The following is a 25,666-nucleotide window of genomic DNA, read 5'->3' as shown; positions in this document are numbered from 1 at the left end:
GCGGTCAGGAGGTGACCGGATAGGCGCCCAGCACCTTGTAGAACGCGCACAGTGTGCGCAGTTCCGCCAGTGCCGCCGCGACGTGGGGCTGCGACGGATGACCGTCGAGGTCGATGTAGAAGTAGTACTCCCACTGGCCGGTGCGCGCCGGGCGCGACTCGAAACGCGTCATCGAGACCTTGTTGGCCTTCAGCGGCACGAGCAGGTCGTGCACCGCGCCGGGCCGGTTGGGAACCGACACCACGAGACTGGTGCAGTCGCGGCCGGTGGCTGGCGGCATTGCCAGCGTCTGCGGCAGGCAGATGACGGCAAAGCGTGTGCGGTTGTACGAGTCGTCCTGTACCGCGTGGGACACGATGTGCAGGCCGAAGCGTGTGGCAGCGCGGTCGCCGGACAGCGCGGCCCAGGCCGGATTCTCGGCGGCGAGCCGGGCACCTTCAGCATTGCTCGACACCGCGCGCCGCTCGGCGTTCGGCAAATGCTTGGACAACCAGGTCTGGCATTGCGCGAGCGCCTGCGGATGAGCGAGCACCGCCTCCACGCCTTCGAGCGAATTGACGGTGCGCAGCAGATGGTGGCGCACCAGCAGGCTCACTTCACCGACGACATGCGCAGGCGAGTGGAGGAACAGGTCGAGTGAGCGCGTCACCACGCCTTCGGTCGAATTCTCTACGCCCACGACGCCGTACTGCGCGCTGCCGGCGGCGGTCGCGTGGAACACTTCGTCGAAGCTGGCGCAGTAGATCAGGTCGGCTGCACCGCCGAAGTACTCGATGGCCGCCTGCTCGCAGAACGTGCCTTCCGGTCCGAGCACGGCGACGCGCTGCGGCGACTCGAGTGCCAGGCAGGCCGACATGATTTCGCGCCAGATGGCCGAGACATGAAGGTCCTTCAGCGGACCCGTGTTGCTCTGCTGCATCTTCGCAATGACCTGGGCCACGCGATCAGGGCGGAAGAAGGGGGTGCCCTCGCGCTTCTTGACTTCGCCGACCTGTTCGGCAACGCGGGCGCGCTGGTTCAAGAGGTCGAGCAGACGCTGGTCGAGCGAGTCGATCTGCGTGCGCAGATCGCTCAGGCTTTGGGAAGGATCGTTCGGGGGAGTGGAGGCTGGTGCGGTCATCGTTCGGTCGCGCTACTAGGCATGCGATCGCTCGAATTCTCGCATGTAGGTCACCAGCGCCTGGACGCCTTCGAGGGGCATCGCGTTGTAGATGCTGGCGCGCATGCCGCCCACGGACTTGTGTCCCTTGAGCTGCAGCAGCCCGGCTTCGCGTGCGCCGGCAAGAAAGGCTTCGTTGCGGCTCTCGTCGCGAAGGAAGAACGGCACGTTCATCCGCGACCGGCAGTCGGCCGCAATGCGGTTCTCGTACAGCGCGGACGTGTCGATGAAGTCGTACAGCAGCCGGGCCTTGGCGATGTTGCGTTGCTCCATCGCCGCGATGCCGGTCGCTTCGCCTTCGGTCTGCTGTAGCAACCACTGGAAGGTCAACCCCGCCATGTAGATACCCCAGGTCGGCGGCGTGTTGTACATCGACTGGTTGTCGGCAACGGTCTTATAGTTGAAGGCGCTCGGGCAGATGTCGAGGGCGCGGCCGAGCAGGTCGTCACGCACGACCACGATCGTGAGTCCGGCCGGGCCGAGGTTCTTCTGGGCACCACCGAACGCGAGACCGACGCGTGTCCAGTCGACCGGGCGCGAGGCCACATGCGACGAGAAATCGATCACCAGTGGCGCCGTGCTGCCAAGCGCAGCCAGATCGGGCAATTCCTGGAATTCGATGCCGTTGATCGTCTCGTTGCTGCACACGTGCACATAGGACGCATCGGCGGACAACTTCCAGCTTGCCGCTTCGGGCAGTGACGTGTGCTTGTCCGCGACGTTGCTCGCAACGATGCGCGTCTCGCAATAGCGCTGCGCTTCCTTCTGCGACTTGATGCTCCAGCTGCCGGTGATGACGAAGTCCGCGACCGTGCCACGTGACAGGTTCAACGGAACGATCGCGTTTTCGCCGAGCCCGCCGCCTTGCATGAACAGGATATGGAAGTTGTCCGGCACGGCCAACAACGTGCGCAGGTCGGCTTCCGCCTGCGTGGCGATCTGGCCGAACTCCTTGCCACGGTGGCTCATCTCCATCACGCCCATGCCGCTGCCATGCCAGTCGAGCATTTCGCTGGCCGCGCGTTGCAGCACGGCTTCGGGCATGGCGGCGGGACCGGCGGAGAAGTTGTACGGGCGTTGTCCCGCGCGCGTCGTCACTTCTTGGCGGGCGCCTTGGCAGGCGCGGCAGCCTTGGGGGCGGGCTGGTCAGGCGGCGCAGCCGGGGCGCCCAGCGCCTGAGCCACGCTGGCGTCCAGGGCACGCATCTTCGGCTCGACGGATGCACGCGTTTCGGCCACGAGCTTCTCCGTCAATGCGGTCTGCATCTTGGGATTCAGATCCTGGTACTTCTTGCTCAGCGGGGAGCTGATCCAGGCCAGCAACTGGCGCAATTCGTCTTCGCTGAAGGTCTGATCCATCAGCGGGCCGATGGTGGTCGGTGCGAGTTGCACTGCCTTGTCGCGCACGACGGGATAGGTTTCGTCGAAATACTTCTTCAGCTCGGCGTCGGCAGCCTTGGCCGCGCTTTCACGCTTTTCTGCCGGCACCTGCGTCTGCAGGTATTGCGAGCCGGCCTGGGCGATCGGGGCGCTGGATTGTTCGACCAGGCCGCGTGCAAGTGCTTCGATACCGGGGCGCTGCATGTCGAGGAACTGCTTGACCAAAGCGGCCTTGTCCTGTGCCATCGCAAACGAACTGGCGGCCATCGCCGCAGTCACGAACGCGAGCTTGATTTTCTTATTCACTGGGATTCTCCGTTGAAGATGTGGATGTGTCGTTGTCGGGCTCGATGTCGACGTTGGCGTCGTTCTCGACGATGCGTTGGAGCCCGCTGAGCTTGGCGCCTTCGTCGAGGCCGATCAGGGTCACGCCTTGCGTGGCGCGACCCAGTTCACGGATTTCGGAAACGCGCGTCCGCACCAGTACGCCCTTGTCTGTGATCAGCATGATCTCGTCGTCGGCATGCACCAGCGTGGCAGCCACGACCTTGCCGTTGCGCTCACTCTGTTGAATCGCAATCATGCCTTTGGTTCCGCGGCCATGACGCGTGTACTCGGTAATGCTTGTGCGTTTTCCGTAACCGTTCTCGGTCGCGGTGAGCACGCTTTGCGCCTCGTCTTCGGCGACGAGCATGGCGATGACGCCCTGACCATCTTCCAGCATCATGCCGCGCACGCCGCGTGCATTGCGACCCATCGGGCGCACGTCGTTCTCGTCGAAGCGGACGGCCTTGCCGTTGTCGCTGAACAGCATCACGTCGTGCTTGCCGTCGGTCAGTGCTGCGCCGACCAGATAGTCACCCGCATCCAGGTCGACGGCAATGATGCCGGCCTTGCGAGGGTTGCTGAATTCGTCGAGCGCGGTCTTCTTGACCGTGCCCATCGAAGTCGCCATGAAGACGTACTGATCGGCCGGGAAGCTGCGCTTCTCGCCTGTCAGCGGAAGCACCACGTTGATCTTCTCGCCTTCCTGCAGTGGGAACATGTTGACGATCGGGCGGCCGCGTGAACCGCGCGAGCCCGCTGGAACCTCCCACACCTTGAGCCAGTAGAGCCGGCCGCGGTTGGAAAAGCACAGGATGTAGTCGTGCGTGTTGGCGATGAAGAGCTGGTCGATCCAATCGTCTTCCTTCGTCGCGGTCGCCTGCTTGCCGCGGCCACCGCGCTTCTGGGCCCGGTACTCCGACAGCGGCTGGCTCTTGATGTAGCCGCTGTGCGAAAGTGTCACGACCATGTCGGTCGGCGTGATCAGGTCCTCGGTCGACAGGTCGAAGGCGCTGTGCTCGATCTGACTGCGACGCGCGCCCAGTTTGGTCTGGCCGAATTCGGTCTTGATGGTGGTCAGCTCGTCGCCGATGATGATCGACACGCGTTCCGGCTTGGCGAGGATGTCCAGCAGATCGTCGATCTCGGCCATCACTTCCTTGTATTCGGCGACGATCTTGTCCTGCTCCAGGCCCGTCAGGCGCTGGAGGCGCATCTGCAGGATTTCCTGGGCCTGCGTTTCCGACAGGCGGTACAGGCCGTCGGCGCCCATCCCGAACTCTGCCTCGAGGCCGTCCGGGCGATAGTCGTCAGCGTTGATCGTGCCGCCATCGGCGCGCGTGCGGGTGAGCATTTCGCGCACCAGTTTGCTGTCCCAGCTGCGCGTCATCAGCTCGGCCTTGGCCACTGGCGGCGTGGGTGCATTGCGGATGATCGAGATGAACTCGTCGATGTTCGCCAGTGCCACCGCGAGGCCTTCGAGCACATGACCGCGCTCGCGCGCCTTGCGCAGCGTGAACACCGTGCGACGCGTGACCACTTCGCGGCGGTGCGTGAGGAAGACTTCGATCAGATCCTTCAGGCTGCACAGCTTCGGTTGACCATCGATCAACGCGACCATGTTGATGCCGAAGGTGTCCTGCAGCTGGGTCTGCTTGTACAGGTTGTTCAGCACGACCTCGGGCACTTCACCGCGCTTGAGTTCGATCACGAGCCGCATGCCCGATTTGTCGGACTCGTCCTGGATGTGGCTGATGCCTTCGATCTTCTTCTCATGCACGAGCTCGGCCATGCGCTCCTGCAGGGTCTTCTTGTTGACCTGGTAGGGCAGCTCATCAACGATGATCGCCTGGCGCTGCCCACGGTCGATGTCCTCGAAGTGGCACTTGGCGCGCATCACGACCTTGCCCCGACCGGTGCGGTAGCCGTCCTTGATGCCATTGATCCCGTAGATGATCCCGGCCGTCGGGAAGTCGGGGGCCGGTACGATCTCCATCAGATCGTCGATCGTTGCTTCCGGATGGCGCAGCATGTGCAGGCATGCGTCCACCACTTCGTTCAGGTTATGGGGAGGGATGTTGGTCGCCATGCCGACCGCGATTCCTCCTGCACCATTGACGAGCAGGTTTGGCAGCTTGCTCGGCAAGACGGCCGGTTCTCTTTCGGACCCGTCGTAGTTGTCCTGGAAGTCGATCGTTTCCTTGTCGATATCGGCCAGCATTTCGTGGGCGATCTTCGCAAGTCGAATTTCCGTGTAACGCATCGCCGCGGCCATGTCGCCGTCGACTGAGCCGAAATTGCCCTGGCCGTCAACCAGCATGTGTCGCATCGAGAAGTTCTGCGCCATCCGCACGATGGTGTCGTAGACCGACTGGTCGCCGTGTGGGTGGTACTTGCCGATCACGTCCCCGACGATACGGGCGGACTTCTTGTATGGCCGGTTCCAGTCGTTGTTGAGCTCATGCATCGCATAAAGCACACGCCGGTGGACCGGCTTCAGTCCATCGCGTGCGTCGGGCAGCGCGCGACCGACGATCACGCTCATGGCGTAATCGAGATAGCTTCGGCGCATTTCCTCTTCGAGACTGATGGGCAGGGTTTCTTTGGCGAAAGAGGTCATGAGCGGCAGACAGACAGCAAGGAGGCGAAATTTTACGCCGTTGACGGTGTCGCACTTGAGCAACACAAGGCCCGTATTCCGCTTCCGTCCTACGTTTGCGGCCTTCTTGGCGCCCTGTTTGCGAAAGACCCTATGGCACAATCGTCTCAACGTTTTGGGTGGTGGTCACTTAAAGCGTCCTTGATTCGCAGCGCGGCTGCGGCTTTTTCCCCAAGAGGAGAACCATGAAGAAACTGAATAAAGTGGCGATGATGTTTGCAGTCGCTGCGCTCGCCACTGCCGCCGGCGCGCAGACCCGTGTCACCGCAGCGAATGGCGGCCCCGTCATCGACAACTGGCAAAACGCAACGGGTGAGCTGGTCTGGAAGAACGGCACGAACGAACTGTGCTGGCGCGATGCCAACTGGACGCCTGCTACCGCTGCTGCTGGTTGCGACGGCGCTCTGGTTCGCGCTGCTGCCGCTCCCGCGCCTGCTGTGATCGCTCCGACCCCGGCTCCGGCTCCTGTCGCACCGCCCGCACCGCCCGCAGCTTCGAAGGTGACCTTCGCTGCTGATGCGTTCTTCGACTTCGACAAGTCTGTGCTGAAGCCTGAAGGCCGCGCCAAGCTTGACGATCTGGTTTCGAAGATCCGTGACGTCAACCTCGAAGTCATCATCGCTGTCGGTCACACCGACTCGATCGGCTCCGATGCCTACAACCAGCGTCTGTCGGTTCGCCGTGCTGAAGCTGTCAAGGCTTACCTGGTGACCAAGGGCATCGAACGCAATCGCGTCTACACCGAAGGCAAGGGCGAGAAGCAGCCAGTGGCTGACAACAAGACCGCCGAAGGCCGTGCCAAGAACCGTCGCGTGGAAATCGAAGTGGTCGGTACCCGCGCCAACCGTTGATTCGAAAGAGTCTGCAAAAAAGCCCCGCTTAGCGGGGCTTTTTTTATTGGCGCTTTATTGCCATTGATCCGTATCCCACAATCGATGGCTGACATGGGCGCATGCAGCGACAATCGAAAAATGACTGATACCGTGAATGCTGATCCGGCCGAACTCGCCAAATTCTCCGAACTTGCTCACCGGTGGTGGGATTTGGAAAGCGAATTCCGGCCGTTGCATGAAATCAATCCGCTGCGATTGGACTGGCTCAATGGCATTGCGCCGATCGCGTCTTGCCGCGTGCTGGATGTCGGGTGTGGCGGCGGCATCCTGGCCGACTCCATGGCTCGCAAGGGCGCCGATGTGCTCGGGATCGATCTCGCCAGCAAAGCTCTCAAGGTCGCGCAGTTGCATGCGCTCGAGGCTGGTACGCGTGGAGTCAAGTATCGCGAAGTGAGCGTTGAAGCGCTGGCGGCAGAGCAGCCTGAAAGCTTCGATGTCGTGACGTGCATGGAGATGCTCGAACACGTGCCCGCTCCCGGTTCCGTGGTGAAGGCTTGTGCAGAACTTGTGAAGCCGGGTGGATGGGTGTTTTTCTCGACGATCAACCGAAATCCGAAGGCATTTCTTTTTGCAATCGTCGGTGCGGAGTATGTGTTGGGACTGCTGCCTCGCGGTACACATGAGTACCAAAAAATGATCAGGCCGAGCGAGCTTGCTGCCTATGGGCGCGATGCATCACTCGACCTCCGGCATACACGTGGCATGGAGCACAACCCGTTGACGCGTCGGTATTGGCTCAGCGATGACACCAGCGTCAACTACATGTTTGCATTCAGGAAGCCAGCGTGACGGTACGTGGAAAGGCTGTTGCGGCAGTTTTGTTCGATCTCGACGGCACACTGATAGACAGCGCGCCTGACCTTGGTGCTGCTGCCGACAAGATGCGCACCGATCGGGGCCTGGAGTCCCTGCCTATCAGCTCTTACCGTCATATGGCGGGTGCTGGGGCGCGGGGCATGCTCGGCATCGCTTTTGGGCTGACGCCCGATTCGCCCGAGTTCCCTTCCATGCGTGAAGAGTTTTTTGTGAATTACGAATCGCGGATGCTCCTCGACACCCGTGTCTTCGATGGCGTGGGGCTATTGCTGGAAGCACTCGTTGCACGTGGACTGCCGTGGGGTGTAGTGACCAACAAGTCGTCGAGATTCACTGAGCCACTTACAAACGCGATGCCCTTGTTTGCTTCAGCAGGTGCGATCGTGAGCGGCGACACGACGCCGCATGCCAAGCCGCATCCCGAGCCATTGTTCGAGGCGGCTCGGCGTATGGGTGTCGAGCCACGACACTGTATCTATGTTGGCGATGACGAGCGCGACATCGTCGCGGGTCGTGCGGCCGGCATGTGGACGGTTGCCGCGACCTATGGCTATATGGGGGCGCAGGCGGATGCAGCCCTCTGGCAGGCAGACACGTCGATCAGTTCACCGCTTGATCTCTTGAAATGGCTGGAATCAGCCTAAAATGGACCTCTTGGGGCTGCACTGGTTTCGACGTGGGTTCGGAATCGCAGCGGGGCATGTCGAGCTGAATGCGCTCGTAAAACAGATTCAAACAAACTAACTGCAAACGACGAACGTTTCGCACTCGCCGCTTAATTGCCGGTGAGCTTTGCAACAGCAGGCCGATGGGCTGGGCAAGGGGGTGACAGAGCAATCTGAAGCCTCCCGGCTGCAAAGATAATTACATGGGCTGGTTTCGATTCGGGTACCTTGAGTCGAAACGAGAAAATAGGGTGCTGGCGTCCGGTGTAGCGTGCGACTGCGCGATTCCGGAAGTGAGATTCAAATCAGATCGCTAAACATGTAGAACTGCGCGAAGATGGCTTGCGGACGGGGGTTCAAATCCCCCCAGCTCCACCAATCAAGATAGAGCCTGCCAATGGGAGACCACCGGCGGGCTCTTTGCTTTTCGGGTTCGGATGATCCTGTTTTGGCAGGCGAGTCGCACCGATTTCGCACGTGGATCGCTGGAAATCGCACGCGATCCGGGTCGTCAGGCAACGCCTCCCCGGTAGCGGCGCTTTGATATCAGAGGCCGACGGGCTCTGTCTTGGCGCGCGATCCTGCCTTGCTCTTCGACTCCATGGAGGGCTGTGTCGACGGCGCTATGTAGCTCACCGACAGCCTTTGGCGAAGTGCGTTTTCCACCTTTTGCTTCGGCAGCAGCGATTGCTTGCCGCAAACGCTGCATCGGTAGAGGCGCAGGAAGGGGATCATGCGCATCCACAAAGCGCGGGGCGCACGTTCCATGTGTTTGAGTCCACAGGTACAAGTCGACAGAAGCATGATGTTTACCATCGTCCGGTTGAGGTGGTTTCGCTGAGCAAATCTACCAGCGCCTTCGATTATGTAGAAGTTTGTGACAAATTGCACGTCAGCCTGAGATCGTTGCATCACGTCTACGACGAAGGGCATGCTACCCGTGGCGGCAATAGATGACTACTTTGGTAATACTCTGACTCGACGAGTGGTCGCCCGCAACGCAGGCGCTCCGCTGGAAATGGGTCAATCCCAGGCAAGAAGAAATGTCGACTTTTTCACGTTTGAAGCTCAAGTTGGCCCCGATTTTCGAGATGCGTCGGTTTTTCGGCGTCGCTTTGAGCACGCTGCTGGGCTTCACCCCTCTGCTGCACGCTGCGTCACAGGCACCCGTCGCTGCCCAGCACGGAATGGTTGTCACCGCTCAACATCTTGCTACACGTGTCGGCGTCAGCGTGTTAAAGGCGGGTGGCAACGCTGTGGATGCCGCGGTCGCCGTCGGCTATGCGCTCGCCGTCGTCTACCCAGCCGCAGGCAACCTTGGCGGTGGCGGTTTCATGACGCTTCAGCTGGCCGATGGGCGCAAGACATTCCTCGATTTCCGTGAGAAAGCTCCTTTGGCGGCGACGCCGGACATGTACCTCGGGGCAGATGGCAATGTGGTCAAGGGACTCAGTACGCGGGGGTATCTGGCGGTCGGTGTACCTGGCACCGTCTCGGGCCTCGAATTCGCAAGAACCCGATATGGGACGATGCCGCGAAAGCAGCTCATGGCGCCAGCCATCGCATTGGCGGACGGAGGCTTCGTGCTTGAACAGGGCGATGTCGACATGCTGGCCACTGCAACGTCCGATTTCGCAAAGGATGCCCCCAGCAGCGCGATCCTTCTGAACAAGGGCAAGGCCTTCGATGTGGGCGAACGCCTGGTGCAGAAGGACCTGGCCAACACGCTGCGGGCGATCGCTCGGAGCGGGCCGGATGGCTTCTACAAGGGTTCGATCGGCGCTGCGATGGTCGCCTCGAGTCGTGCGGGTCGCGGGATCCTCACGCAGGCCGATCTCGACCTGTATGCCACGCGCGAGTTGGCGCCGATCGAATGCGATTACCGTGGTTACCGGGTGATTTCCGCTCCGCCGCCCAGTTCCGGTGGCGTGATCGTCTGTGAGATCCTCAATATCCTGGAAGGCTATCCGTTGCGCGACCTGGGCTATCGCTCCGCTGAGGGCACGCATTACCAGATCGAAGCCATGCGGCATGCCTACATCGACCGCAACACCTACCTCGGCGACCCCGACTTCGTCACCAATCCGGTGAGCCGCCTGCTGGACAAGGCTTACGCCGCGCGGATTCGGGCGGCGATCGATCCGCAGAAGGCCGCGATCTCAGATGAGCTCAAGCCTGGCGTCGGGCCGCACGAGGGAAGCAACACGACGCACTATTCGATCGTCGATCGATGGGGCAATGCGGCGTCGGTGACGTATACCCTCAACGACTGGTTCGGCGCGCGCGTGATGGCGGCGGGTACAGGCGTCTTGCTCAACAACGAGATGGATGATTTCACATCCAAGCCCGGCGTTCCGAACCTCTACGGACTGATCCAGGGGGAAGCCAATGCGATTGCGCCTGGCAAGCGGCCGCTCAGTTCCATGAGTCCCACCATCCTGTCGAAGGATGGCAAGCCGGTGATGGTGCTGGGCACACCGGGCGGCAGCCGCATCATCACGGCGGTGCTGTTGACGATCCTGAACGCCGTCGACTATGGAATGAATGTGCAGGAGGCTGTCGATGCGCCGCGCTTCCACCAGCAGTGGCAGCCGGGCGTGACCAATCTGGAGCCTTACACGGTGAGCCCCGACACACGCAAGCTGTTGCTCGGCATGGGCCACAAGTTCGGGGACGCGCAGCCGGCGAATCACCTGGCTGCGATCATCATTGGCGCGCCGTCGCTGGAAGGCCGGCCGGTGGGGCGCAATCGCTACTACGGCGCCAACGATCCACGGCGCAACACCGGGCTGGCGCTGGGATACTAGGCAAGGTCCGATTCTCAACATGCCAGCTGGACTGGCAGACTTCCCGTTTTCTATGCAGCTTCAGGAAATTCTCTATACCCAGGGCTTTGGCACGCGACGCGTCTGTGCGGGACTGGTTCAGCAGGGCTGGGTCACCGTCGAAGGGAATGCGATCGGCGACCCGGCGGCCGAGGTGGCCGTCGCCGAAGGGTTGCGGTTCACGGTGCAGGGCACGGCGTGGGAATACCACGAGAAAGCGTACCTGCTGCTCCACAAGCCGGCCGGGACGGAGTGCTCGCAGAAGCCTTCGACTTATCCCAGCATCTACACGCTGTTGCCGTCACCGCTGCGGCTGCGGCCCAACAAGGGTGCGGTGCAGGGTGTGCAGGCGATCGGCAGGCTCGATCAAGACACGACGGGGCTGTTGTTGCTGACCGATGACGGCCAGTTCATCCATCGCATGGGCTCGCCCAAGCACCATGTGCCGAAGGTCTACGACGTGACGACCAAGCATCCGGTCGATGCATCGCAGGTCGACCGGTTGCTGGCCGGTGTCGTGCTCGACGATGATCCCAAGCCCGTACGCGCAGCCGCTTGCGAGGCGACCGGCGAGCTCCAGTTGCGGCTGACGCTGACCGAGGGCAAGTACCATCAGGTCAAGCGCATGGTCGCGGCAGTCGGCAATCGTGTCGAGGCATTGCATCGGTCGCGCATCGGCGGGTTGAGCCTGCCGGACGACCTTGCGCCGGGGCAATGGCGCTGGCTCACCGCCGAACAGGTGGATGCGCTGCGAACCGCGCGCTGAGGTCAGCCGACCGCCAGGGTCGGGCGTTAAAGTCCCCATTGCTCGCCGTCACGGAACTCTCCTTTTGCAAGCTACTCAAGCTCCTTCTTCATCGATCGGCCGCTGTGCGGCCATCCTGCTCGCCCTTGCGGCCTTCGTCCTGCCTGCGGTGGCCGAGCAAAGGCCTCCGCTCTTCGTCCTCAACTCGCTCGATGCGACGGTCAGCGTGATCGACCCGGTCAGCTGGACCGAGAAACAACGCATTCCGACCGGCAAGGAGCCGCATCACCTGTACATGACGCCGGACGAAAAGTCGGTCATCGTGGCCAATTCGGCCGGCGATTCACTGACTTTCCTCGACCCGCGGACGGCTGCGGTCCAGCGCGTGGTCTACGGCATCATCGATCCATACCAGTTGCAGTTCTCGCGTGACATGAAGTGGTTCGTCACCGCCGGCAACCGCCTGAACCACGTCGACATCTACCGCTGGGACGGCAAGGACCTCAAACTGGCCAGCCGCGTGATGACGGGCAAGACGCCCAGCCATATCTGGATCGATGCGGCGAGCACTGTGGCCTATGTGACGATGCAGGACAGCGACGAACTGGTCGCCATCGATCTGGCCACGCAGAAGATCCGCTGGCGCACGCCCACGGGTGCGATGCCGGCAGATATCTTCGGTGTCCACAACGATCGCACGCTGCTGGTCGGCCTGACGGGCAGCGACGGTGTGCAGGTGTTCGACGTGGCGGGCGAGAAACCGGTGGCGGTCGGCAAGATTCTCACGGGCAAGGGCGCGCATGCGTTCCGCTCAGGTGGTGACGGCCAGACCGTGTTCGTGAGCAATCGCGTCGCCAACACCATCAGCCGCATCGACTTGCGCACGCTCAAGGTCATCGAGAGCTATCCGGTGCCGGGTGGCCCGGACTGCATGGACCTGTCCGCCGATGGCAAGACGCTTTTCGTCACCTCGCGCTGGGCCAAGCGGCTCAGCGTGGTCGACCTGGCGGGTGCCAAGGCCGTGGTTCGCACCGTGAACGTCGGGCGCTCGCCGCACGGCGTATGGACGCTCGAGCATGCCCCGCGCTGAGGTCACCAAGGGTCGCGGCCGGGCGGGCGTCGCCCTGACGGCGCTGCTGGCGCTGGCATGGTTGCCGGCAGGCGCGCAGGCCGAAGGCGCTTGCGCCAAGCCGGTGTACCTGACCATCGACACCGGCCACATGGGCGTTGCACCGCTGATCGCGGATGTGCTGCATCGCCAGAACGTGCGGGTGACTTTCTTCGCTGCCGCAGAACGGACGCAGACCGACGGCAACAGCCTGGACGATCACTGGGCGCCCTGGTGGAAGGCGCGCGCGGCCGAAGGCAACGAATTCGCGTCGCACACCTACGACCATGTCTATTGGCGCGGCGACGAGCCCACTGCAAAAGGCGGCGAGCCCCGCTTCCGCATCCAGCCGTCGGCTGGCCCGCAAGCCGGACGCACTTTCTCGTGGAGTGCATCGCAGTACTGCGCCGAGATCCGGCAGTCGAGCGATCGGCTCGCGCAGATCACGGGCAAGAAGCCGTTGCCGTTGTTCCGTGCGCCTGGCGGCAAGACATCGCCGAATCTGCTCGCCGCCGCGCGCGCTTGCGGCTATGCGCATGCGGGCTGGTCGCCGGCCGGATTTCTGGGCGACGAGTTGCCCAGCGAGACTTTCAGCAATGCGCGTCTGTTGCAGCAGGCGCTCGATCACATCAAGTCGGGCGATGTGCTGCTTGCACACCTCGGCATCTGGTCACGCAAGGAACCCTGGGCGCCTGCGGTGCTCGAACCGCTGATCGTGGGCTTGAAGGCCAAGGGCTTCTGCTTCGAGACGCTGCGGCAGCATCCGGCCTATCAAGGCTGGATCGCATCGCATCCCTGAGTTTCAAAGAACGCATAGACACCGCCTGCCATGGAGTGGCTGACCGATATTTTCGTGAGCGCGCAGCAATGGCTGTTCGAGGCCGTCGTGCAGCCGCTGGTGTACGCAGTCGGCCTCGGCGGCTGGGTCGAGGAGGCGTTCGACGCGACGGGCTGGGTGCTCGTCGGGCTGATCCAGATCGCGATTCTCGTCGCGGTCATCGGGCCGCTCCAGCGCTGGCGGCCCGCCGAGCCGGTGGTCGACAGGCGCGCCATCCGCACCGATGTTCTCTACACGCTGATCCATCGGCTCGGGCTGTTCCGGCTCGGCATGTTCTTCCTGCTGCAGCCGGTGTTCGACGACACGTTGGGCCTGCTGCGCAGCCACGGCTGGGGTTCGCTTCACCTTGACGAACTGTGGCCGGGCGTCACCGACGTGCCATGGGTGGCGTTCGCCGTGTACCTCGTGGTGCTCGACTTCGTCGAATACCTGATCCATCGCGGGCAGCATCACTTCGGATGGTGGTGGGGGCTCCACTCGCTGCACCACTCGCAGCGTCAGATGACGATGTGGAGCGACAACCGAAATCATCTGCTGGACGATGCCATCCACGACACGATCATCGTGATCGTCGCGCAACTGATTGGCGTGGCGCCCGGTCAGTTCATCGCGCTGGTCGCGCTGATGCAGCTCAGCGAGAGCCTGCAGCATGCCAACCTGCGCGTCGGCTTCGGTGCCATCGGCGAACGGCTGTGGATCAGCCCGCGTTTCCATCGGCTGCATCACAGCATCGGCCTCGGCCACGAGTCGAAGGGCGCATCGACACTGGGTGGCCATAACTTCGGCGTGCTGCTTCCGTGGTGGGACATGCTGTTTCGCACGGTGAATTTCGAGCCGCGCTACGACCCGACCGGCATTCGCGACCAGGTCGAGCCCGATGCACAAGGGCGTCTTCGCGACTATGGCCGCGGCTTCTGGTCGCAGCAATGGCGGGGCCTGATGCGGCTGGCCGGCCGACGCTGACATCGCCGGGCGTTATTCTCGGTACCGATGCGTCTTCTTCTCGACTCCTTCTGGCGTGCCGCCGCGTACTGCCTGCGCCCGCGGGTGATCATGCTGTCGTTGGCGCCGCTGTTGCTGATGGCGCTGCTTGCGGCCGGACTGGGTTACTTCTATTGGGCGCCGAGCGTTGCCCGCACACGCGCTGCGCTCGACGCCTGGCCCTTGCTGGCCAGCTTCTGGGGATGGATCGGCGGGTTGTTCTCGACCCACATGACCGAGGTGCTGGCGCCGTTGGTCGTGGTGTTCGCGGCCACGCCGGTGATCGTCGTCGTTTCTCTGTTGATCGTGGCAGGGCTGATGGCACCGGCGCTCACGCGGCTGGTGGCCGAGCGGCGCTTTGCCGGCCTGCAGCGCGGCAAGGGTGTTTCGGTGTTCTGGAGCGTCGCGCGGTCGATCGGGCTCACGGTGCTGGCGTTGCTGGCCCTGGTCGTGTCGATGCCGCTGTGGCTCATTCCGCCGCTGGTGTTGATCCTTCCGCCGCTGATCTGGGGTTGGCTGACTTACCGGGTGATGAGCTTCGACGCGCTGGCCGAGCATGCCAACGCCGAGGAGCGCTCGGCTGTGCTGCGCGCGCACCGATTGCCTCTGTTGTGCATTGGCGTGCTGTGTGGCTATCTCGGCGCTGCGCCGAGTGTCATCTGGGCGTCGGGGCTGCTGTTCGTCGCTGCGTTCTTCGTGCTCGTGCCGCTTGCCATCTGGATCTACACGCTCGTCTTCGCCTTCTCCGCACTCTGGTTCGCGCACTATTGCCTGGAGGCGCTGGCGCAGTTGCGTGCCCAGCGCGCGGCCCTGGTTCCGGCTGTTTCAACCACCCTCGCCGAGGCGGCCATTCCGGACCGCACGGCTTCATCCCACTGGGAAAATCCATGACCCGTGCCTTTGGCCTCATCGTCGTCGGTGACGAAATCCTGTCCGGCAAGCGCGTCGACAAGCACATGCCCAAGGTCATCGAGCTGCTCGCAGCGCGCGGCCTTCAACTGGACTGGGCGGAGTACGTCGGCGATGTGCCGGCGCGCATCACGGCTGCGCTGGCACGGGCCTTTGCTTCGGGCGACATCGTCTTTTCCACCGGCGGCATCGGCGCCACGCCCGACGACCACACGCGCCAGTGCGCAGCGGCCGCACTCGCCCGGCCCCTTGCGCTCCATCCCGAGGCGGAGCTGCTGATCCGTGAGCGCATGCAGGACACCGCGCGCGAGCAGGGCACCGTCTACGAGCCCGATCGGCCCGACAACGTGCACCGGCTCAACATGGGCGTGTTCCCGGTTGGTGCCGAAATCATCCGCAATCCGTACAACAAGATTCCCGGGTTCAGCATCGACGACGTGCATTTCGTTCCGGGCTTTCCCGTGATGGCATGGCCGATGATCGAATCGGTGCTCGACGCGCGCTATGCGCCCTTGTTCGCGCTCGGCGCCGCAGCGGAGAAATCCGTGATCGTCTATGGGGGCATGGAAGCCACGCTGACGCCTTTGATGGAAGCCATCGAGAAGGCGCATCCGGGCGTGAAGGTGTTCAGCCTGCCCAGCGTCGACCACCCCCAGCACGGCCGTCACATCGAACTCGGCGTGAAGGGCGCCCGTGACGCGATGAACGCCGCGTACGTCGATTTGCTGGCGGGTCTGCGCACCTTCGATGTTCGTCTTGGCCCTGAATTGGTGCGATAAAAATACAAGCACCAAATTGAAGAATTGACGCTTTGTTTTGGTGATAGTGTGCGCTGCCGTGCGACATTCGCCTCTGCCTTCAATGGCACAGAAACTGCATTCCACCCCTTCGTAATCCTAACAACCCATCCAACCAGGAGAAACTGATGGCAAAGACCGTCGCCGATGTACTGAAGCTCGTCAAGGAAAACGAGGTCAAGTTCGTCGACTTCCGCTTCACCGACACCCGTGGCAAGGAACAGCACGTCACCGTGCCGGTCTCCCATTTCGACGAAGACAAGTTCACCTCGGGCCATGCGTTCGACGGCTCGTCGATCGCCGGCTGGAAGGGGATCGAAGCCTCGGACATGCAGCTGATGCCCGACCCGAACACCGCCAACATCGATCCGTTCTTCGAAGAAACGACGCTGATCCTGACCTGCGACGTGATCGACCCGACCGATGGCAAGCCCTACGAGCGCGATCCCCGCTCGCTGGCCAAGCGCGCTGAAGCCTACATGAAGGCCTCGGGCCTGGGCGACACGGCCTTCTTCGGACCGGAACCCGAATTCTTCGTGTTCGACGGCGTGCGCTGGAAGAACGACATGTCCGGCTGCTTCGTGAAGATCGATTCCGAAGAAGCTTCCTGGAACACCGACAAGGAATACGAACACGGCAACAGCGGCCACCGTCCCGCCGTCAAGGGTGGCTACTTCCCGGTGCCGCCGGTCGACAGCTTCCAGGACATGCGCTCTGAAATGTGCCTGGTCCTCGAATCGCTGGGCATCCCGGTCGAAGTGCATCACCACGAAGTGGCGAACGCCGGCCAGATGGAACTCGGCACCAAGTTCAGCACGCTGATCCAGCGCGCCGACTGGGTCCAGCTGCAGAAGTACGTGATCCACAACGTGGCCCACGCGTACGGCAAGACCGCCACCTTCATGCCCAAGCCCATCGTCGGCGACAACGGCTCCGGCATGCACGTGCACCAGTCGGTCTGGAAGGACGGCAAGAACCTGTTCGCCGGCGACGGCTATGCAGGCCTGTCGGAATTCGCGCTGCACTACATCGGCGGCATCATCAAGCACGCTCGTGCGCTGAACGCCATCACGAACCCCGGCACCAACAGCTACAAGCGCCTGGTCCCCGGCTTCGAAGCCCCGGTGAAGCTGGCCTACTCGGCCAAGAACCGCTCGGCCTCGATCCGCATTCCGTTCGTCGCCAACCCCAAGGGCCGCCGCGTCGAAGCGCGCTTCCCCGATCCGCTGATGAACCCGTACCTCGGTTTCGCCGCGCTGCTGATGGCCGGCCTCGACGGCGTCGAGAACAAGATCGATCCGGGCGAAGCTGCAACGAAGGACCTCTACCATCTGCCGCCGGAAGAAGACGCGCTGATCCCGACCGTCTGCCACAGCCTCGACCAGGCCCTCGAGTACCTCGACAAGGACCGCGCATTCCTGACCAAGGGCGGCGTGTTCACCGACGCGTACATCGATGCCTACATCGACCTCAAGATGCAGGAAGTCACGCGCTTCCGCATGGCGACGCACCCGGTCGAATTCGACATGTACTACTCGCTGTAAGCCAAGGCTTTTCAGCACACGCAAGGACGGCGCAAGCCGTCCTTTTTCGTTGGTGCACGGAGGCCGGAGAGCCCGACATCGGCCTGTTTTTCGGTTGCACGAGAATGCGTGCTTCTGCGCTGTGCTCCAGACTTCGAGGACCATGAAGACTCTTTTGCTCTCGTTCGCCGGCATCGTTGCCATGGCGGCCCTGCCGCTTCACGCGCAGGAGCGCGTCTGGCGCTGCGGCAATGAATACACGAACAACGCGGCCCTGGCCCAGGAGCGCGGCTGCAAGGTGATGGAAGGCGGCAACGTCACGGTGGTCCGTGGCACGCGGCCCGCCGGCGCGGGCGCTGCGGGTTCGGCCGTTGCTTCGGCGCCGGCGGGCAGTCCCCGGGTCGAAGGCGCCGACCAGCGTTCGCGCGACGGCGAAGCCCGTTCCATCCTCGAAGCCGAGCTTCGCAAGGCCGAATCGCGTCGCGCCGATCTGCAGCGCGACTACAACAACGGCGAGCCCGAGAAACAAGGCGCCGAGGGCCGCAACTATCAGAAGTACCTCGACCGCGTGGCCGACATGAAGGCAGAGATCGCACGCAACGACATGGACATCGCAGGCATCCGGCGCGAACTCGGCCGGCTGCAACCCTCTACCGGTACCCCTTGACCATGGCATTCGGCAAGCCCGCAGCGGCATCCAAACGTTTTCAGACCTTCGACTTGCTCTCCACGCTGATCGGCGTGATCAAGAGCGATGGCACCCTGTTGTTCGCCAACGCGGCGCTCGAGGACGCGCTCGGCACCTCGCGGCGCACGCTCGAAGGCTCGCAGTTCGGCGCCTGCTTCCACGAGCCGCACGTGTTGCGCACGGCCGTCGATGGCGCGCGCAGCAACGATTTCGCCACCCTGCGCTACGAAGCCTTCCTGCGTCGCGTGAACCACGAGCTGATGCCCGTGCAGGTCACGCTGGCGCAGGGCGACAAGGCCGGCGAGTTCGTCATCGAGATGTCGCCGCTCGAGCAGCAGGTACGGCAGGACCGCGAAGAGCGTCTGCTCGATCAGGCGCAGGCGAACAAGGAGCTGATCCGCAACCTGGCGCACGAGATCAAGAATCCGCTCGGCGGCATCCGCGGCGCGGCGCAGCTGTTGCAGATGGAGGTCGAGTCACGCGACCTCATCGAATACACGCAGGTCATCATCCACGAGGCCGATCGGCTGCAGACGCTGGTCGACCGGCTGCTGGCGCCGCACCGCCGGCCGCACGTGGTCGGCGACGTCAACATCCACGAGGTCTGCGAACGCGTCCGCTCGGTCATCCTGGCCGAATTCCCGCGCGACCTGCACATCGAGCGCGACTTCGACGTGTCGATCCCGGAGTTTCGCGGTGACCGCGAGCAACTGATCCAGGCGACGCTGAACATCGTCCACAACGCCGCGCAGGCCCTGGCGGAGCGCCGCGCGGCAGGCGACGCATGCATCACTTTCAAGACCCGCATCGCCCGTCAGGTGATCTTCAACAAGCAGTGGTATCGACTGGCACTGGAATTGCATGTCATCGACAACGGACCGGGTGTACCGGATGCGATCAAGGACCGCATTTTTTACCCGTTGGTGTCCGGCAGGGATGGTGGAACGGGACTGGGGCTGACGCTCGCGCAAACCTTCGTGCAACAGCACCATGGCGTGATCGAGTGCGACAGCGTACCGGGCCGGACCGATTTCAAAATATTGATACCGCTGCCATAGCAGCAAGGCGACAAGGAGCTGCATGAAGCCGATCTGGATAGTAGATGACGACCAATCGATCCGCTTCGTGCTGGAAAAGGCGTTGCTGCGCGAGGACCTCCCTACGCGCAGTTTCACCAATACACGCGAAGTACTGGCTGCCCTCGAAGTGGCGGCGGACGATGAAATGCAGGGGCCGCAGGTCCTGGTGAGCGACATCCGCATGCCGGGTGGCTCGGGTCTCGATCTGCTCGACAAGGTCAAGGCCAAGCACCCCGGCTTGCCCGTCATCATCATGACGGCGTTTTCCGACCTGGACAGTGCCGTCTCGGCCTTCCAGGGCGGCGCCTTCGAATACCTGCCCAAGCCTTTCGATTTGCCACGCGCCGTCGAACTCATCCGCCGTGCGGTGGACGAAAGCCAGCGCGAAGAAGTGGCCGAAGAGCGCATGGCCGCCGCGCCCGAGATGCTCGGCCAGGCGCCGGCGATGCAGGACGTGTTCCGCGCGATCGGCCGCCTGTCGCAGAGCAACGTGACGGTGCTGATCACCGGCGAGTCGGGTTCCGGCAAGGAGCTGGTGGCACGCGCGCTGCACAAGCACTCGCCACGCGCCAACGGTCCCTTCGTGGCCATCAACACGGCCGCCATCCCGAAGGATCTGCTCGAGAGCGAACTGTTCGGCCATGAGCGCGGTGCCTTCACCGGCGCCCAGACCATGCGCCGCGGCCGCTTCGAGCAGGCCGAAGGCGGCACGTTGTTCCTCGACGAAATCGGCGACATGCCTTTCGATCTGCAGACGCGCCTGCTGCGCGTGTTGAGCGACGGCCATTTCTATCGCGTCGGCGGCCACAACTCGGTCAAGGCCAACGTTCGCGTGATCGCGGCCACCCACCAGGACCTGGAGCAACGCGTCAAGCTCGGCGGTTTCCGCGAAGACTTGTTCCACCGCCTCAACGTGATCCGCCTGCGCCTGCCGGCGCTGCGCGAGCGTGGCGAGGACGTGCCTGCGCTCACCCGTCACTTCCTCCAGCAGAGTGCCAAGCAGCTGGGCGTCGAGCCCAAGCGGATCTCGGATGCCGCGCTGGCACGGCTCGCGACCTTCGGCTTCCCTGGCAACGTGCGCCAGCTGGAGAACATCTGCCATTGGCTGACGGTCATGGCGCCGGCGCAACTCATCGAGGCGAAGGACCTTCCGCCCGAAGTGATGGCCGTGCAGCCTGGCGAAGTGCCCGCAGCCGCGCCTGTTGCCGCGGCCGCTCCGGTGCTGGCTGCAGTGCCCGTTGCCGCAATGCCTGCGACGGCGGTGGAGCATGACGCGATGCTGGCGCCTTCGGCCGCCGCGGTGTCGTCGCCGGCAGCTGTCGTCTCGTCTCCCATCGAGGCGGGTGCGCTCGGCGGCTGGGAGATCGGCCTGGAACTCGAAGCCCAGACGCTGCTCGCTGCCGGCCGCACCGATGTCTGGGATGCGCTGTCGCGTCGCTTCGAATCGCGACTGATCCTCACCGCGCTGGCCAACACGCGCGGCCGCCGCATCGAAGCCGCTCAGAAGCTGGGTATCGGCCGCAACACCATCACGCGCAAGATCCAGGAACTGGGCCTGGAATAGTCGTAGCCGCGCGGCCCGGCGCTCTTCCCGCAGCACGCGGGAGGTCGTCGGGTACGCCGCAATGCCACCGGAATCGCCGGACTCAGGCGCCCAACGTCAGCTCGAGCACGACCGGCGCGTGGTCGCTGGGCTTTTCCCATTTGCGCGGAACGCGGTCGATCACGCAGCTCGTCGCCTGGGGCACCAACGGCGCGCTGATCAGGATGTGATCGATGCGCAGCCCGCGATTCTTCTGGTAGCCCAGCATGCGGTAGTCCCACCAGGAGAAGCTCTTCTCGGGCTGGTCGAACAGCCGGAAGGCATCCGTCAGCCCCAGGCCGATCAGCGACTGGAAATGCGCGCGTTCCTCGCTCGTGTGATGGATGGTCTCGCGCAGGCCCACCGGATCGAAACTGTCGCGGTCCTCGGGCGTAATGTTGAAGTCGCCCAGCAACACCAGGTTCGGATGTGCGGCCATCTCGGCGCGCAGCCATTCGCGCAGCGCGTCGAGCCATTGCAGCTTGTAGGCGAACTTGTCGCTGCCGGGTGCCTGGCCGTTGACGAAATAGCCGTTCACCACGCGCAGCGGTCCGGCCGGCGTGTCGACGGTTGCCGCAATCACGCGGGATTGTTCGTCGCTGAAGCCGGTGATGTTTCGCACGATGTCGCGTGTCGGCGCGAGGCTCAGGATGGCGACGCCGTTGTAGGTCTTCTGGCCGAACACCGCGGCTTCGTAGCCGGCCGACTTGAGGACTTCCAGCGGGAACTTGTCGTCGGTCATCTTCAGCTCCTGCAGGCACAGCAGATCGACCGGATTCGCGATCAGCCAGTCGAGCACATGCTGCAGGCGTGCGGTAAGGGAATTGACGTTCCAGGTGGCGATACGCATAGGACTTCTAACCTCTTGATTCATGGCAATTTCGGGGTGCCTGTCTGGCGCGGTGGCTCGTGGGGGATGGACTTGCCTCGGTTCCAGGGGTCACGGTCGTGCAGCCAGCAGGCGTTGTTCTTTCGTGCGACGGCGGGCGGCCCGTTCAAACCAGGGGCGGCAGCAGGTTCAGCAGCAGCACCATCACAAGCCCGACCACCGCGACGATGGACTGGACCACCGAGATGGTCTTGGTCGCCTCGCCCATGCTCATGCCGAACGATTCCTTGACCAGCCAGAAGCCGGCGTGATTCGCGTAGTTGAAGAACAGCGAGCCGCATCCGATCGACAGGGCCAGCAAAGGCTGGTTGACGGTCGTGCCGGAAGCCGCGAGCGGCGCCAGCAGGCCGGCCGCACCCACGATGCCGACGGTGGCCGAACCGGTCGAGACCGACAGCAACATCGAGATCAGCCAGCCGAGCAGCAGCGGCGACAGTGCAAGCTGATGGCTCATGTGCACGATGGCGTCGCCGACATGGGCGTCGGTCAGCACCTGCTGGAATGCACCGCCACCCGCGATGATGAGCAGCACGTTGGCGACGGGCTTGACGCTCTGGCTGAGCGCCTTGCGCACCGCCTCGGGCTGGCCGGGCTTCAAGGCCACGACCGCGAAGATCACGCCGAGCAGCATGGCGATGATCGGGTTGCCCACGAAGGCGGCGACGTGCAGCAGGGGCGAGCCCTTGGCCAGCACGACTTCGCCCAGCGCGTGGAACAGCATCAGCAAGGCGGGCAGCAGCGCCGTGAGCAGCCCGAGGCCGATGGGGGGCGAAGTTTTTGGTGCCGACGCCGCGCCGTGGTCGGCATCCGGCGCGTACTGCGCGACCAGGGCGTCGTCCGGCCGCACGGTCAGGCGAGGCGCGATGAAGGCGCCGTATACCGGGCCGGCCAGCACGATGGCTGGGATCGCGGCGATGAAGCCGTAGAGCATGGTCGCGCCCACGCTGGTCTTCAGCGTGGCGATGGCGGTCAACGGGCCCGGATGGGGCGGCACCATGCCATGCATGGCCGCGAGTGCGGCGATCACCGGCACGCCCACGTAGACATAGGCGGATCCGCTGCCGGGTTGTTCGGATTCCAGTTTTCGAGCCACGCCGAAGATCAGCGGCAGCATCACGACCAGGCCGACCTCGAAAAACATGGGGATGCCGATGATGAAAGCGACGCCGCTCATGGCCCAGGGCAGGGCCCTGCGCGAAGAGCGGCTCACGATGGCGTTGGCCACGCTGTCCGTGACGCCGGAGTCCGCCAGGATCTTCCCCAGCATGGCGCCCAGTGCCACGACCAGGCCGACCGCTCCCAGCGTCTTGCCGGCACCGTCGGAGATGGCGCGCACGAGCCGGTCCAGCGGCATGCCGGTGGTCAGGCCCACGGCCGCCGAGACGACCAGAAGGGCCAGCAGCGGATGCAGTTTGGGCTTGGACACGATGAGTGCGACCAGTCCCAGCACGCTGACGAGTGCAATGACCAGCAGTTCGATATCCCCTGAATTCATGTTTGGCAGTTCGAATGTTGCTTGAAACGCCGCACGAGGCCCTGAGGGCTCATTCGTGGCGGCCGCACACCATAGCATCTGAAGAATGCGCCTGTGCTGGCCGCAGGCCGGGCGCCGCCGTGCCCGATCTTCAGCGCGTGACGGACGCTCTTCGTCGGCGCCGAAATTTACCGTAGCATTTCAACGAGCGCTGATGCATGCCGGCGATGGCGGTGATTTCGTCGCCACACCGAGATGACCGGGAGAACCTGCCATGGACGATGACTCGCCGATCGATTTCAACGATCCCGTGTGGGCCATCGTGCAGAGCCTGCCGTCCATGCTGTCGTATTGGGGCCGCGACCTGCAGTGCCGGTTTGCCAACCAGGCCTACGAGCGATGGTTCGATGTGCGGGCCTCGCAGCTGTTCGACAGTTCGCTGCGCGACCTGCTCGGTCCCGAACTCTTCGCTCGCAGCGAGCCCTACATCCGCGGTGTGCTGCAGGGTATTCCGCAGGAGTTCGATCGCATGCCGGTCGATTCGCGGCGCCCGGAAAGACCCGGTCTCGTGAACTATCTGCCGCATGTCGTGAACGGCAAGGTGCTCGGCTTCATCGTCCAGGTGACGGATGTGAGCCGCCTTCACGAGATGAAGGCGCAGCTTCAGCAACAGGCGCTCGAGACCGAAAAGGCCTGCGCCTTGCTGCGTCAGAGCGAAGCCGATCTGCAGCAGGCCCAGACGCTGGGACAGATCGGCAGCTGGGAATTCGATGTGGCGAGCGACACGACGACCTGGTCGATGCAGCTCTATGAGCTTTTCGGCCGCAATCCGGCGCTCGCCCCACCCAGCCTGGGCGAGCATGCGTCGTGCTTCAGCCCCGAAAGCTGGCTCCGGTTCGAGCGCACGGTCGGCCGCGCCATCCGCCTCGGCGAGGCCTACACGCTGGAGCTCGAGTACATCCATGCCAGTGGGCGGCGGGGATGGCTCGAGGCGCGCGGCGCGGCGTTGCGGGACGCGCATGGCGCGGTCGTGGCGCTGCACGGTACGGCGCAGGAAATCTCCAAACGGAGGCTCGCGAGCAGCGCAGAAAAACAGGCGAGCCGGATCGCTGAACTGGAGGCCCGTCTGTCGGCGGCCCGTGCGCGCATCGGCAGCCTGGAAGCCGCATTGGCGCAGCGCGACCTGGTGCGCTGAGGCACCCACTCATCCGCTGACGGATCGGTGCGCCAGCGGATGCGCGCGGCATCGGGCCGCGGCTTGGCGTCGCACCTTCAGGCGTTTGCGAGAAGGCGCGTCAGTTCGGCGGCCGGGATCTCGCGGCAGCCGGATGCGTTCTGGCCCGACCACAGCGTCGAGAAATCGTCGCGGCCCTGCTTTTCGGCAGCGGCCTTCAGCGGCACGAGCGCGGCTGTGGCGAGCGGAAACGCCGGTGCGGCCTCGCCGATCGGTCCGAGCTCGTTCATCAGGCGATTGGGGATGCCGCGTGCAGGCCGTCCGGTGATCAGGTTGGTCAGCACGGTGTGCTCCGCGCGCGGGCTCTTCAGTGCCGCCCGATGCAGCGCGGTGGTGGTGGCTTCCGGGCAGAGCAGGTAGCTCGTACCGATCTGCACGCCGGCCGCGCCCAGCGCCAGCGCGGCCTTGACGCCCTGAGCGTCGGCAATGCCGCCGGCCGCGATCACCGGCACCTGCACGGCGCGCAGCACCTGCGGCAGCAGCGCCATCGTGCCGATCTGGGTCGTCAGATCGTCGCTGAGGAAGATGCCCCGATGGCCGCCGGCCTCCAGGCCCTGCGCAATGATGGCGTCGGCACCGTTCGCCTCAAGCCAGCGCGCCTCCGCAACCGTGGTGGCCGAAGCCAGCACCTTCGCGCCCCACGACTTCACGCGTTGCAGCAGTGCGGGGGAGGGCAGTCCGAAGTGAAAGCTCACGACCGGCGGCTTGAACTCGGCGAGCACGTCGGCCACCGCATCGCTGAACGGCGCGCGTCCGGCGCCGGACGCGATCGCCGATGCGTCGATGCCGAATTCCGCGTAGTAGGGCGCGAGCGCGTCATGCCATCGACGGTCACGCGCAGCATCGGGTGTCGGCGGCACGTGGCAGAAGAAATTAACGTTGTAGGGCCGTGCGGTCCCCGCCGTGATGGCCTGCAACTCGGCGCGCATCGACTCGGGCGTGAGCATCGCGCAGGGCAGTGAACCGAGTCCGCCCGCGTTGGACACAGCGATCGCCATCGCGCTGCCCTGCACGCCGGCCATCGGCGCCTGGATGATCGGCAGTTCGATGCCGAGGAGTTCGGAGATGTTCATTGAAGGCTCCAGTGGGCGCACGAGGC

Annotated in this window: 23 protein-coding genes and 1 other RNA gene; 16 read left to right on the top strand and 8 right to left on the bottom strand. The window is 63.9% G+C overall.

What is annotated here, in order from left to right; translation table 11 throughout:
* Positions 1 to 4: 4 nt before the first annotated feature.
* The 4 genes from pheA to gyrA are packed head-to-tail and all read right to left on the bottom strand — an operon-like array spanning position 5 to position 5,482.
* Positions 5 to 1,120 carry a prephenate dehydratase gene (gene pheA / locus AC07PZ_RS10205; RefSeq protein WP_495294939.1) on the bottom strand — a complete coding sequence of 372 codons (1,116 nt, stop codon included), beginning with the start codon at positions 1,118 to 1,120 and terminating at the stop codon, positions 5 to 7.
* A 15-nt stretch (positions 1,121 to 1,135) separates the two neighbouring features.
* Complete coding sequence (gene serC, locus AC07PZ_RS10200) at positions 1,136 to 2,257, bottom strand: 3-phosphoserine/phosphohydroxythreonine transaminase (protein WP_495294938.1); 1,122 nt, start codon at positions 2,255 to 2,257, stop codon at positions 1,136 to 1,138.
* Positions 2,254 to 2,844, bottom strand: a complete 591-nt coding sequence (locus tag AC07PZ_RS10195) for a DUF2059 domain-containing protein (protein WP_495294937.1) — start codon at positions 2,842 to 2,844, stop codon at positions 2,254 to 2,256. The genes serC and AC07PZ_RS10195 overlap by 4 nt, the downstream gene beginning before the upstream one ends.
* On the bottom strand, positions 2,837 to 5,482 hold the full coding sequence (gene gyrA, locus AC07PZ_RS10190; protein ID WP_495294936.1) for a DNA gyrase subunit A: 2,646 nt from the start codon (positions 5,480 to 5,482) through the stop codon (positions 2,837 to 2,839). The genes AC07PZ_RS10195 and gyrA overlap by 8 nt, the downstream gene beginning before the upstream one ends.
* 224 nt (positions 5,483 to 5,706) lie before the next feature.
* On the opposite strand from gyrA, the gene ompA reads away from it, so the two are divergent.
* From ompA to ssrA, 4 genes are all read left to right on the top strand, one after another.
* The gene (gene ompA / locus AC07PZ_RS10185) at positions 5,707 to 6,372 is read left to right on the top strand and encodes an outer membrane protein OmpA (RefSeq protein WP_495294935.1); all 666 of its coding nucleotides are present in this window, start codon (positions 5,707 to 5,709) and stop codon (positions 6,370 to 6,372) included.
* Between the two features lie 120 nt (positions 6,373 to 6,492).
* A complete protein-coding gene (gene ubiG, locus AC07PZ_RS10180) occupies positions 6,493 to 7,203 on the top strand; it encodes a bifunctional 2-polyprenyl-6-hydroxyphenol methylase/3-demethylubiquinol 3-O-methyltransferase UbiG (protein WP_495295165.1) in 711 nt (236 codons plus the stop codon).
* Positions 7,200 to 7,874 carry an HAD family hydrolase gene (locus AC07PZ_RS10175; protein WP_495294934.1) on the top strand — a complete coding sequence of 225 codons (675 nt, stop codon included), beginning with the start codon at positions 7,200 to 7,202 and terminating at the stop codon, positions 7,872 to 7,874. Before ubiG ends, AC07PZ_RS10175 begins: the two co-directional genes overlap by 4 nt.
* Positions 7,875 to 7,886: 12 nt before the next feature.
* Positions 7,887 to 8,273: a transfer-messenger RNA gene (gene ssrA / locus AC07PZ_RS10170) on the top strand.
* Between the two features lie 168 nt (positions 8,274 to 8,441).
* Here ssrA and AC07PZ_RS10165 read toward each other — a convergent pair.
* A complete protein-coding gene (locus AC07PZ_RS10165) occupies positions 8,442 to 8,663 on the bottom strand; it encodes a hypothetical protein (protein ID WP_495294933.1) in 222 nt (73 codons plus the stop codon).
* Positions 8,664 to 8,986: 323 nt separating this feature from the next.
* Here AC07PZ_RS10165 and ggt point away from each other — a divergent pair, with 323 nt between their 5' ends.
* From ggt to ntrC, 11 genes are all read left to right on the top strand, one after another.
* A complete protein-coding gene (gene ggt / locus AC07PZ_RS10160) occupies positions 8,987 to 10,702 on the top strand; it encodes a gamma-glutamyltransferase (protein ID WP_495295164.1) in 1,716 nt (571 codons plus the stop codon).
* A 52-nt stretch (positions 10,703 to 10,754) separates the two neighbouring features.
* Positions 10,755 to 11,486: a pseudouridine synthase gene (locus AC07PZ_RS10155; RefSeq protein WP_495294932.1), complete on the top strand. Its 732-nt coding sequence runs from the start codon at positions 10,755 to 10,757 to the stop codon at positions 11,484 to 11,486.
* 64 nt (positions 11,487 to 11,550) lie between these two features.
* A complete protein-coding gene (locus AC07PZ_RS10150; protein ID WP_495294931.1) occupies positions 11,551 to 12,555 on the top strand; it encodes a YncE family protein in 1,005 nt (334 codons plus the stop codon).
* Entirely contained in the window at positions 12,542 to 13,372 is an 831-nt protein-coding gene (locus tag AC07PZ_RS10145; protein ID WP_495294930.1) for a polysaccharide deacetylase family protein, read from the top strand. The genes AC07PZ_RS10150 and AC07PZ_RS10145 overlap by 14 nt, the downstream gene beginning before the upstream one ends.
* A gap of 30 nt (positions 13,373 to 13,402) precedes the next feature.
* On the top strand, positions 13,403 to 14,374 hold the full coding sequence (locus AC07PZ_RS10140; RefSeq protein ID WP_495294929.1) for a sterol desaturase family protein: 972 nt from the start codon (positions 13,403 to 13,405) through the stop codon (positions 14,372 to 14,374).
* A gap of 27 nt (positions 14,375 to 14,401) precedes the next feature.
* On the top strand, positions 14,402 to 15,283 hold the full coding sequence (locus AC07PZ_RS10135; protein ID WP_495294928.1) for an EI24 domain-containing protein: 882 nt from the start codon (positions 14,402 to 14,404) through the stop codon (positions 15,281 to 15,283).
* On the top strand, positions 15,280 to 16,080 hold the full coding sequence (locus AC07PZ_RS10130) for a competence/damage-inducible protein A (protein WP_495294927.1): 801 nt from the start codon (positions 15,280 to 15,282) through the stop codon (positions 16,078 to 16,080). Before AC07PZ_RS10135 ends, AC07PZ_RS10130 begins: the two co-directional genes overlap by 4 nt.
* Positions 16,081 to 16,226: 146 nt before the next feature.
* Positions 16,227 to 17,642 carry a type I glutamate--ammonia ligase gene (gene glnA / locus AC07PZ_RS10125; RefSeq protein ID WP_495294926.1) on the top strand — a complete coding sequence of 472 codons (1,416 nt, stop codon included), beginning with the start codon at positions 16,227 to 16,229 and terminating at the stop codon, positions 17,640 to 17,642.
* A 142-nt stretch (positions 17,643 to 17,784) separates the two neighbouring features.
* Positions 17,785 to 18,288, top strand: coding sequence for a hypothetical protein (locus AC07PZ_RS10120; protein ID WP_495294925.1), 504 nt, complete (start codon positions 17,785 to 17,787; stop codon positions 18,286 to 18,288).
* Between the two features lie 2 nt (positions 18,289 to 18,290).
* Entirely contained in the window at positions 18,291 to 19,367 is a 1,077-nt protein-coding gene (gene glnL / locus AC07PZ_RS10115; RefSeq protein WP_495295163.1) for a nitrogen regulation protein NR(II), read from the top strand.
* Positions 19,368 to 19,389: 22 nt separating this feature from the next.
* The gene (ntrC, locus tag AC07PZ_RS10110) at positions 19,390 to 20,952 is read left to right on the top strand and encodes a nitrogen regulation protein NR(I) (RefSeq protein ID WP_495294924.1); all 1,563 of its coding nucleotides are present in this window, start codon (positions 19,390 to 19,392) and stop codon (positions 20,950 to 20,952) included.
* 82 nt (positions 20,953 to 21,034) lie between these two features.
* On the opposite strand, the gene xth is transcribed toward ntrC, so the two are convergent.
* Both xth and AC07PZ_RS10100 read right to left on the bottom strand, forming a co-directional pair.
* Complete coding sequence (xth, locus tag AC07PZ_RS10105; protein ID WP_495294923.1) at positions 21,035 to 21,820, bottom strand: exodeoxyribonuclease III; 786 nt, start codon at positions 21,818 to 21,820, stop codon at positions 21,035 to 21,037.
* Positions 21,821 to 21,965: 145 nt separating this feature from the next.
* Positions 21,966 to 23,354: a GntP family permease gene (locus AC07PZ_RS10100; protein WP_495294922.1), complete on the bottom strand. Its 1,389-nt coding sequence runs from the start codon at positions 23,352 to 23,354 to the stop codon at positions 21,966 to 21,968.
* A gap of 253 nt (positions 23,355 to 23,607) precedes the next feature.
* Here AC07PZ_RS10100 and AC07PZ_RS10095 point away from each other — a divergent pair, with 253 nt between their 5' ends.
* Positions 23,608 to 24,528, top strand: coding sequence for a PAS domain-containing protein (locus tag AC07PZ_RS10095; RefSeq protein WP_495294921.1), 921 nt, complete (start codon positions 23,608 to 23,610; stop codon positions 24,526 to 24,528).
* 77 nt (positions 24,529 to 24,605) lie between these two features.
* Here the strand turns inward: AC07PZ_RS10095 and AC07PZ_RS10090 are convergent, their stop codons facing one another.
* Positions 24,606 to 25,640, bottom strand: coding sequence for an NAD(P)H-dependent flavin oxidoreductase (locus AC07PZ_RS10090; protein WP_495294920.1), 1,035 nt, complete (start codon positions 25,638 to 25,640; stop codon positions 24,606 to 24,608).
* Positions 25,641 to 25,666: the final 26 nt, after the last annotated feature.

The sequence above is a fragment of the Variovorax sp. GW821-FHT10B04 genome (genome assembly GCF_059415645.1).
The sequence above is the reverse complement of the archived record's forward strand: the minus strand, read 5'-3'. Positions and strand labels throughout refer to the sequence as shown.

Coding starts and splice junctions, on each gene's coding strand:
- AC07PZ_RS10165 (WP_495294933.1), bottom strand. CDS start 8,663: ATGGAACGTGCGCCCCGCGCTTTGTGGATGCGCATGATCCCCTTCCTG.
- AC07PZ_RS10155 (WP_495294932.1), top strand. CDS start 10,755: ATGCAGCTTCAGGAAATTCTCTATACCCAGGGCTTTGGCACGCGACGC.
- ntrC (WP_495294924.1), top strand. CDS start 19,390: ATGAAGCCGATCTGGATAGTAGATGACGACCAATCGATCCGCTTCGTG.
- glnA (WP_495294926.1), top strand. CDS start 16,227: ATGGCAAAGACCGTCGCCGATGTACTGAAGCTCGTCAAGGAAAACGAG.
- gyrA (WP_495294936.1), bottom strand. CDS start 5,482: ATGACCTCTTTCGCCAAAGAAACCCTGCCCATCAGTCTCGAAGAGGAA.
- AC07PZ_RS10100 (WP_495294922.1), bottom strand. CDS start 23,354: ATGAATTCAGGGGATATCGAACTGCTGGTCATTGCACTCGTCAGCGTG.
- AC07PZ_RS10130 (WP_495294927.1), top strand. CDS start 15,280: ATGACCCGTGCCTTTGGCCTCATCGTCGTCGGTGACGAAATCCTGTCC.
- ubiG (WP_495295165.1), top strand. CDS start 6,493: ATGACTGATACCGTGAATGCTGATCCGGCCGAACTCGCCAAATTCTCC.
- AC07PZ_RS10145 (WP_495294930.1), top strand. CDS start 12,542: ATGCCCCGCGCTGAGGTCACCAAGGGTCGCGGCCGGGCGGGCGTCGCC.
- AC07PZ_RS10095 (WP_495294921.1), top strand. CDS start 23,608: ATGGACGATGACTCGCCGATCGATTTCAACGATCCCGTGTGGGCCATC.
- ggt (WP_495295164.1), top strand. CDS start 8,987: ATGCGTCGGTTTTTCGGCGTCGCTTTGAGCACGCTGCTGGGCTTCACC.
- glnL (WP_495295163.1), top strand. CDS start 18,291: ATGGCATTCGGCAAGCCCGCAGCGGCATCCAAACGTTTTCAGACCTTC.
- AC07PZ_RS10135 (WP_495294928.1), top strand. CDS start 14,402: ATGCGTCTTCTTCTCGACTCCTTCTGGCGTGCCGCCGCGTACTGCCTG.
- pheA (WP_495294939.1), bottom strand. CDS start 1,120: ATGACCGCACCAGCCTCCACTCCCCCGAACGATCCTTCCCAAAGCCTG.
- AC07PZ_RS10120 (WP_495294925.1), top strand. CDS start 17,785: ATGAAGACTCTTTTGCTCTCGTTCGCCGGCATCGTTGCCATGGCGGCC.
- AC07PZ_RS10090 (WP_495294920.1), bottom strand. CDS start 25,640: ATGAACATCTCCGAACTCCTCGGCATCGAACTGCCGATCATCCAGGCG.
- AC07PZ_RS10140 (WP_495294929.1), top strand. CDS start 13,403: ATGGAGTGGCTGACCGATATTTTCGTGAGCGCGCAGCAATGGCTGTTC.
- ompA (WP_495294935.1), top strand. CDS start 5,707: ATGAAGAAACTGAATAAAGTGGCGATGATGTTTGCAGTCGCTGCGCTC.
- xth (WP_495294923.1), bottom strand. CDS start 21,820: ATGCGTATCGCCACCTGGAACGTCAATTCCCTTACCGCACGCCTGCAG.